Genomic DNA, 16,833 nt, shown 5'->3' with positions numbered 1-16,833 from the left:
AAAAGCCAGTCCAGTTTGGCCGGAAAGAATCCAGAACAGGACTGGAAACCACAACAAAACTGTCATTTCCAGTCTTGGGCTGGACTAGCCCAACGCAAAATCAACAACTTACAAGACAGTTTCCAGTTTAAAAAGCCGGTTTTTCCGGTAATAAGCTGGATTTCGAGCGAAATTCCAATAATAAGCCGAATTATGGGCAGAGCAGACGAACAGAGAGCTAGAGGGCTCTCTTGGTACTGCTGTAGAGATGTCACAAGTGTAGTTGAAAACCTGGCAATATTAATATCAACATTACTATTAATTGCGTCTTCCTGTGACGCAAATTTCAGACAAAAAAAAGCACCTGAGTGACCAGGTGCTGTTGATGGTTTATTGTCATTTTGTTCGCCGCCGTTTTTTACCCTTGTAGTTAGGTGATAACTCATCAAACCTTTCTAACAAAATGGTTTCAGCGTGCTTGGGGTAAATCTCGAATGACCCACACCCTTCTTCATTCAACCTCAAAATAGGTTCAATTTTCGCCAACTTCAGCGCACATAAACATTTGGTTTTACTTCTGCCGTTGAAAAAAGCCCACTTATTCAGGATAACGTAATGATCTTCCACTCGCTTCAAAACACAAGTCGGTATCTGTTCATTGATTTTTGGAGCATCATGGCCAGCAATGCCTTTAAAAAAATCACTCGCTAAAAAAGCAGTAACATTCAGCCTCTTCGTGCCTAAATAGGTTGGCAGTAATCCAATCGGCATTAAGCCAATGTTGTGCTGTTTATACTCTTGTGCATATAGCGTTTGAAATGTCACTTTATGCACAAGAAGTCTGTCAATAAATGTCCCCTTAACCTCACTCACGATTTGCGCAGGCAAAACACCCTCACTCATTGCCAAGAGAACATCACTTTCATAGAGGCCCGCAGTAAACAGACAGGCTTTAGGAACCAGGCCATCATAACGTTCAAAGCCATCAGTAACGCGATTAACTACCGGTACGTTCAAGAATTTTGCGACAACATCTTTCAAATTGAAGAGTGCATCTCTTTTGGCCGCTGTGGGGTTCACTTGGGTAAAGAAACCCGAGAGTTTTAATCGTTCTAAATCGCCAGGCTTGATACCTAAACCTTTGCTTAGCGGTGAAGCCTTGATGAGCTCGTGCGTCTCTACGTTCTCACACTGCATTGCTGCATGTTTACTGCTTTTAATGATCTCAAGCGCTCTGGCTCGATCAGAAAAGACCTTTTTGTCCATATCAAATGGGGGCGTTACTTGCTTTGCCGATAAAGCGAGAGCATCGGCTTGGTCGTAAAGAGTCAGTGGTAATGCCTCTCCAATAATCGCGATTTCTTGGCGCCACCGGCAAGAGAGTTTATCCCTCAATTGTTGCCTTGCTGCTTCACTGTGAAGTAACCCCCACGCTTTATCCATCAATGCCATGGTTTCTGTTATGCGCATTTCACGAATGCGCATATCCGTTGTAAAGAGATCGTCAGAGCGGATCACTATCATTGCCATGTTTAACAAGCGCTTGAGCGTAGTTAAAGAGGCGGCACCTTGATTCACTTGAGATTGCCAATCGGGCATTGCCATTTGATGGCGTGACCACCCCTCCACAGCGGATGCACAATGAAAACAACGTCCACCGACACATGTCTCAATCACTATCGCTTCACCACAATGAGGGCAAGTTTCTATGAGCTTCTCTTGATGCAAAGGACAGACGCAGTACAAGGCATGTTGCCATGCTTGCCGGTGGTATCGCGTCTCCTCTACACAGCTCGAGCACATACGTATGGCTCGCACTTTCATATCACTCGTCCCTTTGACACTGGGTGCCCAAAGCGCCTTCAGTTCAGGGGGACGCAATACATCAAGCAACGCACTCTCTGAAACGTTTAAAGCCTTGCCTAATGATGAATACATGTCTTGCTCAGAACGAGAGCCCGGTAGAAACCAAGGCTTACTCTGACGATTAAAACCAAGAAAAGCCAGAATATCACCATAACTGCAGGCATTAACGTCGGCTAATCGCCAGACAAAACTTTTAATACTTTCACCAACCATAGGGCTGCGACGGACAGACAGCGATTGATCATTTCGAGGCCCAAAAATCATACCGCCACCTTTTGAAATACGCGGTTAACCTTAACCCGATCTTCTTCAAATGGATTTAAACCGATCTCTTCCTGACGCTGGATAAAGTACCGCTTAAACGCCTGAGCAAAAGCGTATAAATCTAACTCTTCTTGGCCATTCTCTAGTGCGACATAAATCGCTTCCGTTGCTAACTTTTTGATTAATGCAAGGCTCCCCTCCGTGGCTAAATACAACCGTTTCAGAGCGACCCCTTTAAACTCAAACGCCAAGGGTAAAGGGGCGTTTTTCATCAACTCTGCCACAAACTTACTGAAGTACTCGATAGCCTGGTGACTGCGCATATTAAACCCAGGTAGTTCATACAAATTATACAAACGTTGAAACTGCCGATTAATTTTCAGCAACTCAGCCACAACCTCTGTCCCCGAAATGACAACGGGGATCTTCATCTCCTTCATAAACCCCTTGTAGAAGTTGGCAGTTAAGAGCGCGCTCTGTGTTGACTTACACTCGAAGAGATCTTGAAATTCATCCAAAATAATCATGATCACTCCTTTCTCATGAAAGAGCTTTACCAACCTTTTTCGCATGTCCTCAGTCGTCCCGGAGGTCGAGTTAACAGCCCCAAGCTCAAACAATAGCGAACTATAGAAACCTTTCGCTGTTGTGAACGTCTTCGCTGTGATGTTAATGACGGGTTTTTCATCCGAGTTAGCGGGTAGCATGGCTTGCAATTTTTCCTCAAATGCTCGGCATACCGTACTTTTACCGACACCTGTCGCCCCCGAAACCGCAACAGATTCAAACTCATCGCTGCACGAGAAGCAAAGGGCCTTCTCGAAGGCCTTGAGTACCCTTTTGAAATGCGGGTGATAAACATAGGATGACTTAAAATCAATCAACGTCGGGTTCTGAAACTGACCTAAAATACTGCTTTTCATTAACCTTCACCCTCATCCCAATCGTTTTCATTCACATCATCAAATGCATCGATACTCACACTGTCCTTCTTCATCATGAGCAATTTATCGATTTCAGCTTGTGCGTTATCCACTTCTAATGGCGGGTTCACAGGACGTTTCTTACGGCCCTTTCCTGTGTTTTTTACACGTGATTGGTTTTCAGCAATATGCTGCTTACTCCGCTGTTGATAATTCGTTGATTGATAGTCTGATTCAATCGAAAGCGTGCCATTGATGTACTTCGTTTCACCCAGTGACATCCCCTCTGTAACAAGTGGGTTGGTGCAGGGAACACGCAAGTACTCATCTTTAATCGTGTCATGCACCACAACATGCGACATGTCGCTATGGGAAACATAAATATTGATTTGGGGATTTTTCTTCTGACTTGGCTTTTTGAGTTCACGGTGTAGTTGTTGCAACTCCTTACTGTGATAGAAAAAGTGCATGTTTCTAACCCCTTTCGTCGGGTCGAGTGTGGCAACTTTAACACGCGGGTACGCCATGCGGATTTTATACGCTTCAAGTGGAGGTGACACATCCGTGAAATATGCCCCCTTTTCCCATACATTGAACGGGGTATCACCGTTTAAACCACGGTGTGGCTTATGGTGATAGTCTTTTAAAATAAAATGATAAAGCTCATCTTTAAATTGACTGACGGTCAGTGAAGCACACTTCTCAAGCGTTGAATCTGGCTCCAAGTCATTCGCATAACGACTTGATGAGATATACCCATCCATCTGCTCCAAAAAGCTTTTACGCAAAGTCCCAAAGAAACGCTCAATAAACGGCTTTTTCCAAGGATGACGCACTCTCGTGGTATCGCGAGAGATACTCATCAGAGCAAGCAATAACGTAAAACTTTTTGATGTATAGCCAGCCCCTGCATCCGCAATAATTTGCGATGGCTGACCATACATGGGCCATTCATCCTGGTATTGCTCAGGGATGGCAAGATTCCCTTTCTTAGGCAAAACAGCATTGCGAATACAGTCAACAACATGTTCAGTACTTTCCCCCTTGCGGCCCACTTCAATTGATACCCCTAAGATAACTCGACTGTGCGTATCAATGGCAGCCGTCAACATCACAGGCCCTAAGTAACGAAGCTCTTCATCCAATAACCCCGCAGAAATATACATAGAGTCAATTTCAACTCGCTCAAGAATATGATGCGTTATATATTTGCGTAATGCTGCTCGCTTCGTTTTATTCGATGCGGACTTTCCAAAATGACCTAGAACAATATCGACATCAAAGAGTATTTTATCTTTGATGTTATAAAACGTTGAGTCAGCAGGGTACGACCCTTTCCCTTTCGCTTTGAACCCCTTCGCTTTCCATGTATCAACGAGATCTTTATAAATGGTGGCTAACGGGGCTGGCGTTTTGATTAAGAACCGCTCATCTAACGCTTGCTGAATATCATCAACAAAGTGCGCGGCTGTCTGTATTTTTTTGGGGCCCTTTTGGGTTGGTGCCAACGACATGAATTGCTGACCACCTTGAGTGTACTTTTCTTTCCAGACAGATAACGTAGATTTTGATGGGGATTTTCTATCACCTAATCGCGCAGCTACTGCTGGCAGGGTTTTTAACGCTTTTTTTGATAAAGGCTCATCGAAGGTAAGTAAGTGCTTAACATATTCGATTTTGCGGTTCGTTTCTTCTTGCTCTTCATAAGTCAGTACCTGCTTGACTGGCACCAGCGTTTCTAACGCTTTTATTTCCAGCTCACCCTTCGAAAATTTAGATGAGGCAAGATGTTTATCTAGAGGAAGGTACTCACCGGTTTCACTGAATTGAATGAAAAGAACATCATGGGTTGGGTGAATAATCGTCGCGTCTTTACCGTCGAGCGTAATCTCCATGCCTTTTCTAAAAAACTGAGAATAAGATGCCTGCATCATGCGAATACCACCTCTAATTGCGGTTTAATCGCGCCACGTAGATTACATAGCATGTGCTCACAACCAATCGCATGATAAAGCCCCCCAACTCTGATGCCTTGACCTGTCAGCCAGGTAGCCACCTCCTCAATCGAAGAAGTGGCACCTAATTCGCTCTTGGCATCAGACAGCCAATCGAGCGTATGTGGGTGGCTCTGATGACGCTTCAATAGCCATAAGTTTGCGATATAGGTGCGATTACGCGTTGACTCGTCAGTTAGAATTCGAAATCGAAAGCCTTTTTCGCGTAACCCACATTCAATCTTTCTTAAGCGTTCAATCACTTTCGGCTTTTTGAGTTCATCGACGGGTTTAACTTCTTCAATGTAATCGGTGCCATCGACTTCACGTGTAATCGCGTCAGGTGTATAGCGAATACCATTAATCAATAAGGTAAACGGCTGAGTCTGATACGTTTCGATTTTTGAGTTGAAATCGCGCTGAAGACACCACTCTTTTTCAAGTGTGCTTTCGCAGAACTGAGGTAATGCGTGCTTTAGGCTGGGGTAGGAAATCACCGTTTTTACGGGGCTATGACGAAAAAGTCGGCGTGATAGATAATTTTTTTCAAACATGAAAAGTCCTCTCTGTATTAACACAGAGAAGATAGGCGCAGAGTTAGCTTATTTCAAGCGCATTATCAGCACTTACCGTCATGTTAGTACTAACATAAACAGAATTCAAGCTTTTTCTATCTAAATATTTTAAAGTGAATCAAGGAGATATTGCTTTAATATTGACACAAATATCATTAAAACAGGCACTTAAATAATTTTAATTATTTTGAAAAAATTGATCATTTTCAGCAAGATAAAGCAAGGACTGTACAATTTTCATCCAGATGGGCTTCGATACCCTGCCCACATTTTGAGTCTAAAGAAAAAGAAGTTAGCAAGAAATTCAGGAAAGGCTAAATGTCTAAGCTGAGCAATATGGAAACACATAAGCCGGTAAAGCTTCACCAAGTAAGAGCAGCTGGTCGAGTGGTGATAAATTGAAGCCTTTCATGATAGCGATAACTTAGACGAAGCCGTAGATTGGGTTAGCACTGAGTAATAATAGGTCAATCCAATCTGACTCATTTTTGCTCCAAAGTTTGTTAAGGCCACTAAAAAGAGGCTGATGATTCAGCCTCTGTCAGTCAGTTCTGCTACCTAAGCGAGGTTGTCAGTAATTTCGTGTTTTAGTTAGATGCCAACCATTGCCATACCTGCACTTATAAACTTCTAACTCAATGCCTTTTTCGTCGTAAATGATACTAGCTCTGAGCCTAGCTTCCTTACTTGTCGGGTACGAATTCTTATACTCCCCGATTGCTGATGTACATCTGCTACACTTTTGGCTGGGAGTCATTCTACATTTTGGTGATAAATGCCAGTAATCGCATCTTTGACATTTATACGGTGCCAACTCATTGTCATAAACATTCTTGGAGTATTCAGCAGCGCTTTGTGCTTCAAATTCCGAATAATAAGAGTTTAACGGTTTGCCGGATACTTTCCCTAAGCATGTTTCACTTTTCATGCCAGCACCTCACCACAAATGTTGGATGAGTTTTCAGCATAGTAACGAGACATAAAACGATGACAATTGAAGCTTATTTGGTTCAACGCAGTTTCTACACCCACATCAGTAATACGTTCACTGTAACTATAATCAGACATACCTTTAGAGTTTTGATAAAAACGTCCGTTTGGATCAATCATCAAGTATGACTCAGTCATTGTATTATTTGATTCAGCTGAGATTGGTAAGCCTTTACCTAAATGTCGTTCAACAAAACTGGTGAATTGTTCATCCGAAATTAGAAAGTCAGTTCTACCAGTCGGCATAAGTTGAAGGACTTTCCATTTATCTAGCGATAGGCTGGAAATTAGCGGAGAAAAGTCTTCTTCCCAATTTAGAGCATTTACAACAGTGTTTATTTTGGTCTTCAAGCCTTTTTGAGTGTGCGATAGATGTTGAACTGCGAGCTTAAGCTCATCTATGTTAAATGAATTGCCTTTTCTATCAATACGACCTAACTCTCTTCTTACTGGATGTTGTTGACTATCGAAGCTGATACCAACCATATCTAAAGTGTTAGGAGGTAACTGAAAACGACCTCTTAGCAGGTAGCTGCCGTTAGTAACAATTGAAGTTTTGAATCCTTTTTGTTTCGCCATTACTAAGGCTGTGGGGAACGCGCTACCTAGCATCATAGGCTCACCACCCGCGAAATTTAAACGTACACTTTGGTAGCCAAGAATTCTTTTGATCTCTGGGTTACCATGAATGAAATAGTTGGCTAGTTTGTCGAGCAGTTTTTCAATTGCACCCAATGAGCGATGAAGCTCATTGGGTTTTCCCCACTTAGCAAAGCAATAGGTACAGTTGTAGTTGCACGCCTCTGTTATGTGCCAGTTGATTACGAATTCATTTAACTGACCAGCGGTCGCAGTGTTAACAACAAGGTGATTTTCTGAAGACATACGTATACTCCTTGACAGGCCTACTCTTGTAGGCCGTAAAGTTTTTACATGGCGGACGGTAAGCGTCAGAGTAGGAGCATCGGGCTCCAGTACACCAAGATTGGATTAATGAATTAAATGTAGTTTATGGGTTGCGCATTAAGTTGCGTCTCGTTTTGAGGGCGTCATCATGATTGATTACCATACCAAGATTTTGTCGTTGGCAGATAAGTAGCCACCACTCAGCTGCAATGATGCCCCGCTTCAAATCAGGAATAGTAGAGTTCTTTTTTGTTCTTCTGCGAACTGCTTTGTAACATTCACTTGCAATTGCACGTACATCAGGATCTGGGTCTGACTGTTTGATGAAATACACTGCCTTATGAACTTTACCGTTAAGGTCAACCCCTAGCTCAGTTAATGCCTTTAAGTACCCTTGCCGCCAAACTGAAGACTGCTCAACTATTTGTTCGGCTATGTATTGTTTTTCTCTCGCTTTTTCACCTTTACGAAGGCGTAAACGGCTTAGGCAAAACTCTGCTAAGTAATTAGTGCATGTAACATAAGGTTCCATCAAAGCTTTCAAACGATTTTCAGCTGATTCGGTCAACTGAACATCTAGGTGTAACTCAAACAGCCGAGTAGCTAGATCACATAAAGGAATATACCATTGAGTTAAATTACTTTGGTTCAATGGACTTCCCAAAGAAATCGATTCATCAGTTAGCGGTAGAGCATAGGAGCGCATTAGTAACAGTCGATGACGAAAGGATTTGTTAGGATGTGAACGTTCAAGCCCTTCTAGTAGTTGCTTGAGCTGATCATCATGCCTTTTCTGCTCTTCCGGCTGACATGCTCCGGTTGCCTCTTTTCTTAAAATGCCTATGCTTTTATCAATATATGGAAGTAGGTTTTGCTCCTGTAAACAGCGAGTGGCGGTGACCGTCCATTCAGGGATTAATGTTTTAGGAAAATCATCTGTTTCTGGAAGCTGATTAAACAGCCCACGCCACCATTCTGAACAGTTCCAGATAAATTCGGATGGCTCTCCCCTTCTTGCAGGAAAAGTAGCCGATAAAACATGAAGTTGTTCGCTAGCTTCTAACGTATCCAGGTTTGCTAAAAAAAGATCTTTCCAAACACCAAAGAAAGTTTCGCACACCCATCTCTCAGAGCTTTTAGATAATTCTGGCAATCTTTGTTTGTTGCTCAAAATACGGTCAAAATCTTGCTGAATTGACCATTTAATCCATGCCTCTAATTGTTTAGGGGTTAACTGAGAACATAAATCCTCGAGCTCTTTTTTCAGACGAATATCAAACTCATCGTGGTCGTATGTTTTCCAGTCAATATCGCTCCGAATATGATGGTAGATATCACTAAAATATCGGTCTATGTAGTTAGCCCACTCGTTCCCTTCAAGACCTTCAACATTGCCTGCGTTGAAATTAAGAATTAGAACCTTCTTAAGATCTCGCTCTATGGTGTCGAACCAGTTAGTTAGAGAGCTTTTGGCCTCTTCGTCATCAAAGTCTTTCTGCCAAATTAGTGACTCAAGCTGTTCCCATGAGGTGCCCCAAAAAAAACTAGATAAGTCAAAAGAAATTCGTCCCATTTCAGCATCATATTTGATCCATGCTCGTAAGAATTCTAGGCCTAGTTGGATTGATTGAGCGTGTTCGCAAGGGGAGCTAGACTCATCGTTTGATGAAGCTAGTGATAGTAATCCATTAACTAAGGTCGAGTCGTCTGTACGATATTTTAACCAGTCAAAAGGTGGTGCGATAAAGTGGAAACACTCCCAAAGAAAGCGCATTCTCTCGTTTTTATTTAGAGAGCTAAATGTGTCATCACTAAAGAACTCTTTGGTGAAAAAAAACTCATCACCATAGTGATTTCGAACAAACCAAGCATATGAGGGAAGATGTTTTTCTATCCCCGCCTTATAAAGGCAGTAAGGAGAGGTTGGAAAATACGTGTTTGCTACATCAGCCAAAAACTTGAAGGGTAATGACTCTCTATAAGAATCGCCATCAAGAAATGGTTGTAACCGAAAACGTATGTTTACATTTTTGTAAAACGCAAGCGCTACGCATTTTTCTGGTTCAGAGCTCTGCTCATTAGCAGTAGTCAACGCTTCTTCAAGACGTGACGAATTATAAAAGACATCAATCCAGTTTTCTGAAAAGTGTTTAATCAATAACGTTCGGAAATTGCCTTGAACTTCAAATTCGTCAAGTGCTTGTACGAAACGTTCGACGGGATCTTTTTTTTCATCAAGAGAGCGATTGCCAAATGGCGCATCTATCCTGCACATAGTTTTCTCCAATAAAAATGGGAGTTAGGTTTCACATATAGAATTAACCGGAGCTGTGTCCGGATTTGCAGCTGAAACCTCCCGTGCAATAGAGGGGAGCGGAAAAGTGAGTAACGTACTCGGTAGCCGACTGCAATTTAGTCATATTTACGGTAATTATATTCTGTCGTATTGTCAAGGGCTTAGATTGATCGTGAAAGGTAATTGTGCCTATACGCGTTACCTTGATTTTAAGTGAGTCTATGAGGGATAGAAGCGCATTGGCGCTACCACTCTAAAACGTTTATGCCCCGAAGTGTGCCAGAGCAAGATTGAACATAGTTTCAAACCCAGAAATTTGACTTACTTTTCCTCATGCCGAGAGCTCTAACTATGTAGCCAATTTTTCTAATCCACTACAAAGGTGCTTTTTCCCAACATCAAGTCATGTCGGCCTGTTCTAGCTCATCTTTGCCCCATAATGCGTTAGGGGCCGAAATCTGAATTCAAATAGTCACCTAACAAAAATAATAATTGGCAAAAGGCAAGACCTGACCCTCTCGGTTTTGTAGAGTGTTAAAGCATGTAGAGAAAACTATACAGATTTCATGGGAAAGCAGAGGTAGCTACGAGCTTGATAGGTTGTGAAGAAGCTTGTTTTGTCGCGCTGATATGTGATCTAAGTCTTTCTATTATAGCTTTCCTATTGATATACATAGTTTTTATGTGGTCATAGCTTGTTACATGGTATGATCGTTAGGTGTTTTGTTGCACTTTAAGTGCGTAACTAGTGTGCTGCCTGTTTTTACAGCGCAAATGGCTAACTGAGTGTTTCTCGCTATGAAAGTTAAGTTTCTTGAAGCCAAAAATGGCGACTCAATTTTAATTAATTTCACTGATAATAATGAGATTAATAGAAATATTTTGATTGATGGTGGGACATCAAGCACATATCAATTTAAAAATAAGAAAAGCAAATTAGAAGATGGAAGCTTAAAGAAAGAGCTAGCTAAAATTGATTGTGTTGACTTGTTAATTCTCACGCATGTTGATGATGATCATATCGGCGGAATTTTGAACTGGTTTTCAAAAGATCCCGAAGCAAAAAATAAAGTTAAGAAAGTCTGGTTTAATTCTGGTCGTTTAATATTCGAACAGTTTAATGTTGATGAAATTGAAGAGAACCTACAACCTTTGGACGATAGTAGTAGCCTAAACACAAGTATTAAACAAGGGGCTACTTTTGAGAAATATATCACTGAAAACGGGTTGTGGGATAGGGTTTTAATCGATACGTCAAAAGAAATTGAAGCATTTGGTTTAAATTTTACTTTTCTTTCTCCAGATGAAGACAAGCTTAAAGCGCTACTTCACAAGTGGGAGAAAGAAGACCCTAATTTAAATACATCCGTTTCTGATGACTATAACAAAAGTTTAAAAGAACATATTGATTCAGATTCATTTAAGGAAGATAAATCAATTCATAATGGCAGCTCTATAGCTTTTATCCTTAGTCAGAATGGAAAAAATCTCGTTTTCTTAGGTGATGCTCATCCGAGGTTGGTTGAAAAACGCTTACAAAATCTTGGCTATTCAGATGAAATACCACTTGAGGCTGAATTCTTAAAACTATCTCATCATGGAAGTAAATCGAATACATCATATGAGCTATTAAAGCTTATAAAAACAAATAAGTATGTAGTTAGTTCAAATGGTGATATTCATAGGTTACCTCATAAACAATGCCTTGCAAGAGTCATAAATCACAATAAATCGGCAGAAATATATTTTAACTACGCACAAAAACCTACGGAAATTTTTCGTGACGAGGATCACCAAGAGTTTCCCGATTTTAAGGCAATTTATATTGATAGTGAATTTGATGTATGAGTGATGTAGAAAGATTTAGATATTTTACAGTTCTTGTCCAAAATGGTAGTGGATGTTTATTTCAACCTTACTCTGAAGAATACACTTATGTTTTGACAGCTAAGCATAATTTTGATGATGTAACTAATATCAAGATTACAAGACAGATTTTCGATGAAAATGATGTTGTTCAAATTGAAACATTAACAGCCATTGGTGAGCCATTTTTTCATCCAAATGAAGATATTGATGCGGCAATTATAAAAGTTGAGAAAGTTGAATGCCTTCTGCCACTTTTAAGAATAAGTGATTCTTGTGTTAATCCAACTGACTATTACTTGTGTGGCCATCCAAAATCTCGTGAAGGCAATGATAGCTTTAGGAAAAATAAACTAACAGCCTTGACTAAAAAACATCTAGGTTATGTTGAAGGTGAGATTAATAAATCTGTTACTCATAGTGAGGTTGTCGGGCAGTCCGGAGGTGGAATTTTAAAGTATATAAATGATTCTCATTTCATCGCAGGGATACAAAAGAAAATGTCGGCGCAAGATGATGATGAAATCCTAGGTAGAGTGGACTTCATGCCATTGTCATTTTTTGATGAAATAGTGGATCACTTCCCTGGGGAATTAGAAAAAATTTATCCTGCATATATCAGTTCATTTTTTGAGCTGATAGGTGATACTTACCAGCTTGAAGATTTAGCTATTAGCACAAAAGAATTAATTAAAAGTGAATTACAGGGTGTTGCATCAGATTTATGCCAAGAGTTCAGTCCAGGAAAAATAATTGAATTATATAAAAATGCATATTTAATTAAAAATGAATCTTATGATAGCATTTATAATACAAAATTATGGGTAGGTTTCTTGGAGTTATTAGTTTTGAATCAGATTCATGCTAATGAACAACTTAAAATTATCGATTTAAAAGAAATTAACAAAAAAAACCGTTTGTTTTTTGGCACAGTTGAAAAAAAATGGGCTGAAGTTATGAAGCCTCTATTCTTGTCTGATTTATCGGATGTAGAAAAAGGTGGCAGTATTTTTGTTGTGACTTCTGTTGATGATATGCCTACTAAAACACAATATTCTCCTAGTGGTGTTGAAAATATAGCTCAGGTTTCAAAAAGAAAAATGACCATTAACTCAACTGTAACGGAACCCGCTGAATATTTGAAGATAAAACATATTTATCAATTACAGCAGAATATCATAAATAATGATGACGCATTTTTACAAGTGACGATGTCTAATATTTCGGATGTTATTAAAAATGAAACAAAAAATATCATATGAAGTTGTTCAGGTTGAGTTAAGCGAAGATCTTAAAACAAGCTATAATCTTGAAGATGCTCAGGTTGTAAAAATACAGATCATAAATGGTCTTTATATTGTCTTCTATAAGTTTAAAAAGGAAGCGACACTTGTTAAAAATTGGGATAATTTGAATAGTGTTGTAGCTGCGGAGTTAAGTTCTACATTTGAAAATGACTATGAACGTTGGAATCTATATTCATTTTATTTGTGTGAAAGCTCAGTAAAACCGTCTGTTAAATATAAAATTGAGCATGATAAGTATTCTAGTCGTAAAATTGTACTAGGAAAGTTCGATTCCAACCTCGATGGTGATTCAATATCGAGCCTTATTTCAAAATATATCACTAATGATGATTTGGTTATTAAGGATGTTGAAGATGTAGATGTATCATATTCTTCTGAATCCATAGTATATGGATTAATTGAATCAGAAAAAACATCCAATAAGAATGAAATTGAAAGTTTACATTTTAAACTGTTATTAATGTTGAGAGAAAAATCGAATGTTGGCGAGGTGAGTAATGAAGATTAAAAAAGTTGAAATTCAAGCTTTCCGAGCTTATGACCTTATGGAAGATAGTGTTTTTGATTTTTCCATAAAAAATAATGATATTGCTGATTTTATCTCAATATATGCACCAAATGGTTTTGGAAAGACATCCTTTTATGATGCTGTAGAGTGGGGAGTTACTAATAATATTAGTCGCTTTTTGCGTCGTGAAAAGGAGAATAAATTATCAGCTAAAGCAGAATCGAAAAAATCAACTTTAGGTAAGTATATATTTAGAAATAAGTTCTCATTAAAAGATACTGATACGTTTGTTAAATTATATACAGATTCGACTGAGATTGAAAATGTATTTGATCATAAGAAATTAAGATCAACTCAGCGTGATACCAAATTTGATTCTGATGCTACAAAAAAAGGAACAGAATATCTTCTTGACGTAATATTATCTCAAGACTCTATTGATTCTTTTCTAAAAGAAGATGACTCATTTCTTAGATATACTAAGTTCATGGACTCCTTTGGTGATAAAGAAGTTGACAAAAAATATAGAGTAATAATCGATCTAATTAAAATTAATAAATCTAAAATTAGTGATTGTAATAAAAACCTTATAAATTTAAAAAAAGAGTTGAAATCTGATTTTGATGATGAAATTCTTACAAAAATAAATTCAGCCATTAAAGGCTTCAACAAAAACAACACTAAGATACCATTAATATCTCCTAGTTTTACAGAAAAGGAGGATTTGGAGTTTAGCAATGCCCTTACTGAAAGAACGAAAGATATAGAATTTAAAATCACTGACTTAGAGAAAAAGCAGAATTTAATTGAATCTACTTTCAGTAACAAAAGTGAATTTTTCGATTATTCAAGTAATAAAGAGAAAATAATAAAGCTAGAAAGTGAAATAAGAGAGCTAAAAAATATAGATAAGTTGTTTGGTAAAAAAGATGAGCTAAATACTAAAATCGCCACTTCAAGGAAGAACTTAAATGATTTAGAAAAAAATAAAGTAGAGTTGGAAGAATTATATAAAATATTCTCAAACTTTATTGAAGTAAAGGAAAATATTCGCAAGGTAAATGATAAGATTAGTACATTTAAAAGTAAACTTGAAGGTAAATCGTTTACTCTTTCTGAAAAAATAAAAACACTTTCTGTAGAAAAGACTAAACAAAAATCACTCGATGGAGAGCTTAGAAGTTTTCAAGAAAAAATAGAAAATTCTTCGGGTTTATACCAGAAGCTCGCTTTGGAAAAGACATATAGCATTAACATTAAAAATGTAATAGAAAAATACAAGTCTATTGTAGAGTTAAGGGATAGCAGAGTATCATATCAAGATGAAAAAATAAAAAACTATAACCATTCTATATCTCTTATTAAGAATGATAGATATCCAGACCTTTTCGAGAGTGATCTTGAGTCACTAAAAGTAAAAGTGGATGAAATTAAAAGTAATAATTTACATATCTTAAATCTTAAGGAAGAACTAGAAACATTAACAATAAAAATCAATGATAATGGAGAGTTAAACAAGGAGATTAAGCAGCTCATAAAATTAGGATCAGATATAGTTTCTAAAAATAAGCTATCAAACTGTCCTCTATGTAAAAAAAATCATGGAGACTTTTCTACATTAGCAAAGAGAATATCAAACAACCCGCTGATTGATAACAGCTTTAATGAGTTGATCAAAAATAAATCTGACTTAGAGAATGAGCTTCGTATAGTCAAAAAGAATGTCTCAGCTATCAAAAATGATGTTATTTCATGTTTTGAAAGTATTATTAATATCGAGTCAGTTGAGCTTGAAAATAGAAGGTATAAGCTTTTTAAATCAAGAAATAAATTACTGGAGAAAAGCAAAGAACTTATTTTAATTGAAGATAGAATTAGCGCGTTAACGATTGAAACAAATGGCTTGGAAAATGATACATATATTAGTCAACTATTAAGTGAAGTTAAAAGTATTGAAGCAGTAATAGCAAATTCTAGAGCTGATCTTAATATTTCCTTAGAATCAATTAAAACAATTGAGAAAGAAATTGCATTGTTAAAAACTGAAGTTGACAGTAGTCAAGAGCAATTGAAGTTTTTACAAGGTAATGTTCACTACTTGAAAGTTGTTAATTATATTGAAACAGTATCTACTGTTGAAGATTTTAAACAAGATCATATAAATGATTCTATTTTTAAGTTAATGGATAGAATACAAGTTTGTAAAGATGAAATTTTATCCTTAGTTAAACAAGAAAAAATCATTGAAGAGGAGATTTCTGATAAACCTCTGAGTGACTTTGTGTCTATAATTAATGATAAATCAAAATTGTTCGATAATTTAATAAATTTCAATAGACATGTTGAACAGTTTTTTAGTAACAATTTTGATAAAGATCTAGTTAAGTTAGAAATCACTGATTTACATAAGACTCTTTCTGATGAGAGTGATGTTATCAAGCGAGATGTATCAGTGATGCAAATGAAATTAATTGAAATAGAAAAAATAAAGGAATACAAAGAAAATGTTATTCCTTTCTTAAAACATCAGAAAAATTATTCAGATTATGTGAAATATTTAGATGAGAAGAAATTCCTTGAGGAAGTTGTATCTGAAGAATTGAAAAGAGAAAGACGAAAGCTATCGAATCATATTCACGATAATGTTAGATCATTCTTTCATCAAGACCTTATAAATTCATTGTATAGTAAAATTGACCCTCACCCTAAATACAAGAAAATTTCTTTTGAATGTGATTTTAGTAATGATAAACCAAGACTGGACGTTTTTATAAGTGGAGAGTCTGGAAATATTGTTCCTACACTTTATTTTAGTTCTGCTCAATTGAATATTTTAAGTTTAAGTATATTTTTAGCTAAAGCATTAAATGTTAAGGATGATGATAAAAATCCAGTTAACTGCATCTTCATTGACGATCCAATTCAAGCAATGGATAGTATTAATATATTGTCTGTAATTGACCTGTTTAGAAGTATTGTTGTTAATATGGGTAAACAAATAATATTGTCTACTCATGATGAGAATTTCTATAATTTGCTTCAAAAGAAAATACCAGAAGACTTATTCAAATCTAGATATATAGAGCTTGAATCTTTCGGGAAAGTTAAAAAAGAAGCATAGCTTTATCCAGTGATAGAAGGGAGCTATTACTCCCTTCTATTTAGTAATTACTTTTTGAACTGGCTCTTCCCAATCAAAAGTCTTAAATCAGTAATCATATCGCTCTTGCAAGAACCCATTAAAAATAGGGTCAAGTCTTGCTTTTTTCCTTTAGACGATTTGCCATACTTTTTCTAACCTAAATCAGCCGAAATAGAGCAAAGTATCTAGCTCCTTTTTGTCCAGAATCGTTACAGTC

The 16,833-nt window shown here is 37.6% G+C and carries 10 protein-coding genes; 4 read left to right on the top strand and 6 right to left on the bottom strand.

All coding sequences use genetic code 11. The annotated features are described in order from the left end of the window. Positions 1-375: 375 nt before the first annotated feature. The 6 genes from OCU77_RS23890 to OCU77_RS23865 form a co-directional block, all read right to left on the bottom strand. Positions 376-2,109, bottom strand: a complete 1,734-nt coding sequence (locus tag OCU77_RS23890; RefSeq protein WP_107302957.1) for a TniQ family protein — start codon at positions 2,107-2,109, stop codon at positions 376-378. Continuing rightward, positions 2,106-3,032 carry a TniB family NTP-binding protein gene (locus OCU77_RS23885; protein WP_048900422.1) on the bottom strand — a complete coding sequence of 309 codons (927 nt, stop codon included), beginning with the start codon at positions 3,030-3,032 and terminating at the stop codon, positions 2,106-2,108. The genes OCU77_RS23890 and OCU77_RS23885 overlap by 4 nt, the downstream gene beginning before the upstream one ends. After that, positions 3,032-4,966, bottom strand: a complete 1,935-nt coding sequence (locus tag OCU77_RS23880) for a DDE-type integrase/transposase/recombinase (RefSeq protein ID WP_107302958.1) — start codon at positions 4,964-4,966, stop codon at positions 3,032-3,034. Before OCU77_RS23880 ends, OCU77_RS23885 begins: the two co-directional genes overlap by 1 nt. Then, positions 4,963-5,580: a PDDEXK family nuclease gene (locus OCU77_RS23875; protein ID WP_048900419.1), complete on the bottom strand. Its 618-nt coding sequence runs from the start codon at positions 5,578-5,580 to the stop codon at positions 4,963-4,965. The genes OCU77_RS23880 and OCU77_RS23875 overlap by 4 nt, the downstream gene beginning before the upstream one ends. Positions 5,581-6,525: 945 nt before the next feature. Next, positions 6,526-7,476 carry a viperin family antiviral radical SAM protein gene (locus OCU77_RS23870; RefSeq protein ID WP_048900417.1) on the bottom strand — a complete coding sequence of 317 codons (951 nt, stop codon included), beginning with the start codon at positions 7,474-7,476 and terminating at the stop codon, positions 6,526-6,528. A 124-nt stretch (positions 7,477-7,600) separates the two neighbouring features. Further along, positions 7,601-9,772: a hypothetical protein gene (locus OCU77_RS23865; RefSeq protein ID WP_048900416.1), complete on the bottom strand. Its 2,172-nt coding sequence runs from the start codon at positions 9,770-9,772 to the stop codon at positions 7,601-7,603. An 819-nt stretch (positions 9,773-10,591) separates the two neighbouring features. Between OCU77_RS23865 and OCU77_RS23860 the strand changes: the two genes are divergently transcribed. From OCU77_RS23860 to OCU77_RS23845, 4 genes are read left to right on the top strand one after another with little or no spacing between them, the layout of a single operon-like run. Next, entirely contained in the window at positions 10,592-11,641 is a 1,050-nt protein-coding gene (locus tag OCU77_RS23860; protein ID WP_048900460.1) for a ComEC/Rec2 family competence protein, read from the top strand. After that, positions 11,638-12,921, top strand: a complete 1,284-nt coding sequence (locus OCU77_RS23855) for an ABC-three component system protein (protein ID WP_107302959.1) — start codon at positions 11,638-11,640, stop codon at positions 12,919-12,921. The genes OCU77_RS23860 and OCU77_RS23855 overlap by 4 nt, the downstream gene beginning before the upstream one ends. Continuing rightward, on the top strand, positions 12,899-13,474 hold the full coding sequence (locus tag OCU77_RS23850; RefSeq protein WP_048900413.1) for an ABC-three component system middle component 1: 576 nt from the start codon (positions 12,899-12,901) through the stop codon (positions 13,472-13,474). The genes OCU77_RS23855 and OCU77_RS23850 overlap by 23 nt, the downstream gene beginning before the upstream one ends. Beyond that, positions 13,464-16,595 carry an AAA family ATPase gene (locus OCU77_RS23845; protein WP_107302960.1) on the top strand — a complete coding sequence of 1,044 codons (3,132 nt, stop codon included), beginning with the start codon at positions 13,464-13,466 and terminating at the stop codon, positions 16,593-16,595. Before OCU77_RS23850 ends, OCU77_RS23845 begins: the two co-directional genes overlap by 11 nt. The last annotated feature ends 238 nt before the right edge of the window (positions 16,596-16,833 follow it).

Origin of the sequence: Photobacterium swingsii (assembly GCF_024346715.1) — a bacterium.
GTDB lineage: Bacteria > Pseudomonadota > Gammaproteobacteria > Enterobacterales > Vibrionaceae > Photobacterium > Photobacterium swingsii.
Note: the sequence above shows the minus strand (reverse complement) of the source record. Positions and strands in the feature narration are given on the sequence as shown.

Coding starts and splice junctions, on each gene's coding strand:
- OCU77_RS23890 (WP_107302957.1), bottom strand. CDS start 2,109: ATGATTTTTGGGCCTCGAAATGATCAATCGCTGTCTGTCCGTCGCAGC.
- OCU77_RS23885 (WP_048900422.1), bottom strand. CDS start 3,032: ATGAAAAGCAGTATTTTAGGTCAGTTTCAGAACCCGACGTTGATTGAT.
- OCU77_RS23880 (WP_107302958.1), bottom strand. CDS start 4,966: ATGATGCAGGCATCTTATTCTCAGTTTTTTAGAAAAGGCATGGAGATT.
- OCU77_RS23875 (WP_048900419.1), bottom strand. CDS start 5,580: ATGTTTGAAAAAAATTATCTATCACGCCGACTTTTTCGTCATAGCCCC.
- OCU77_RS23870 (WP_048900417.1), bottom strand. CDS start 7,476: ATGTCTTCAGAAAATCACCTTGTTGTTAACACTGCGACCGCTGGTCAG.
- OCU77_RS23865 (WP_048900416.1), bottom strand. CDS start 9,772: ATGTGCAGGATAGATGCGCCATTTGGCAATCGCTCTCTTGATGAAAAA.
- OCU77_RS23860 (WP_048900460.1), top strand. CDS start 10,592: ATGAAAGTTAAGTTTCTTGAAGCCAAAAATGGCGACTCAATTTTAATT.
- OCU77_RS23855 (WP_107302959.1), top strand. CDS start 11,638: ATGAGTGATGTAGAAAGATTTAGATATTTTACAGTTCTTGTCCAAAAT.
- OCU77_RS23850 (WP_048900413.1), top strand. CDS start 12,899: ATGAAACAAAAAATATCATATGAAGTTGTTCAGGTTGAGTTAAGCGAA.
- OCU77_RS23845 (WP_107302960.1), top strand. CDS start 13,464: ATGAAGATTAAAAAAGTTGAAATTCAAGCTTTCCGAGCTTATGACCTT.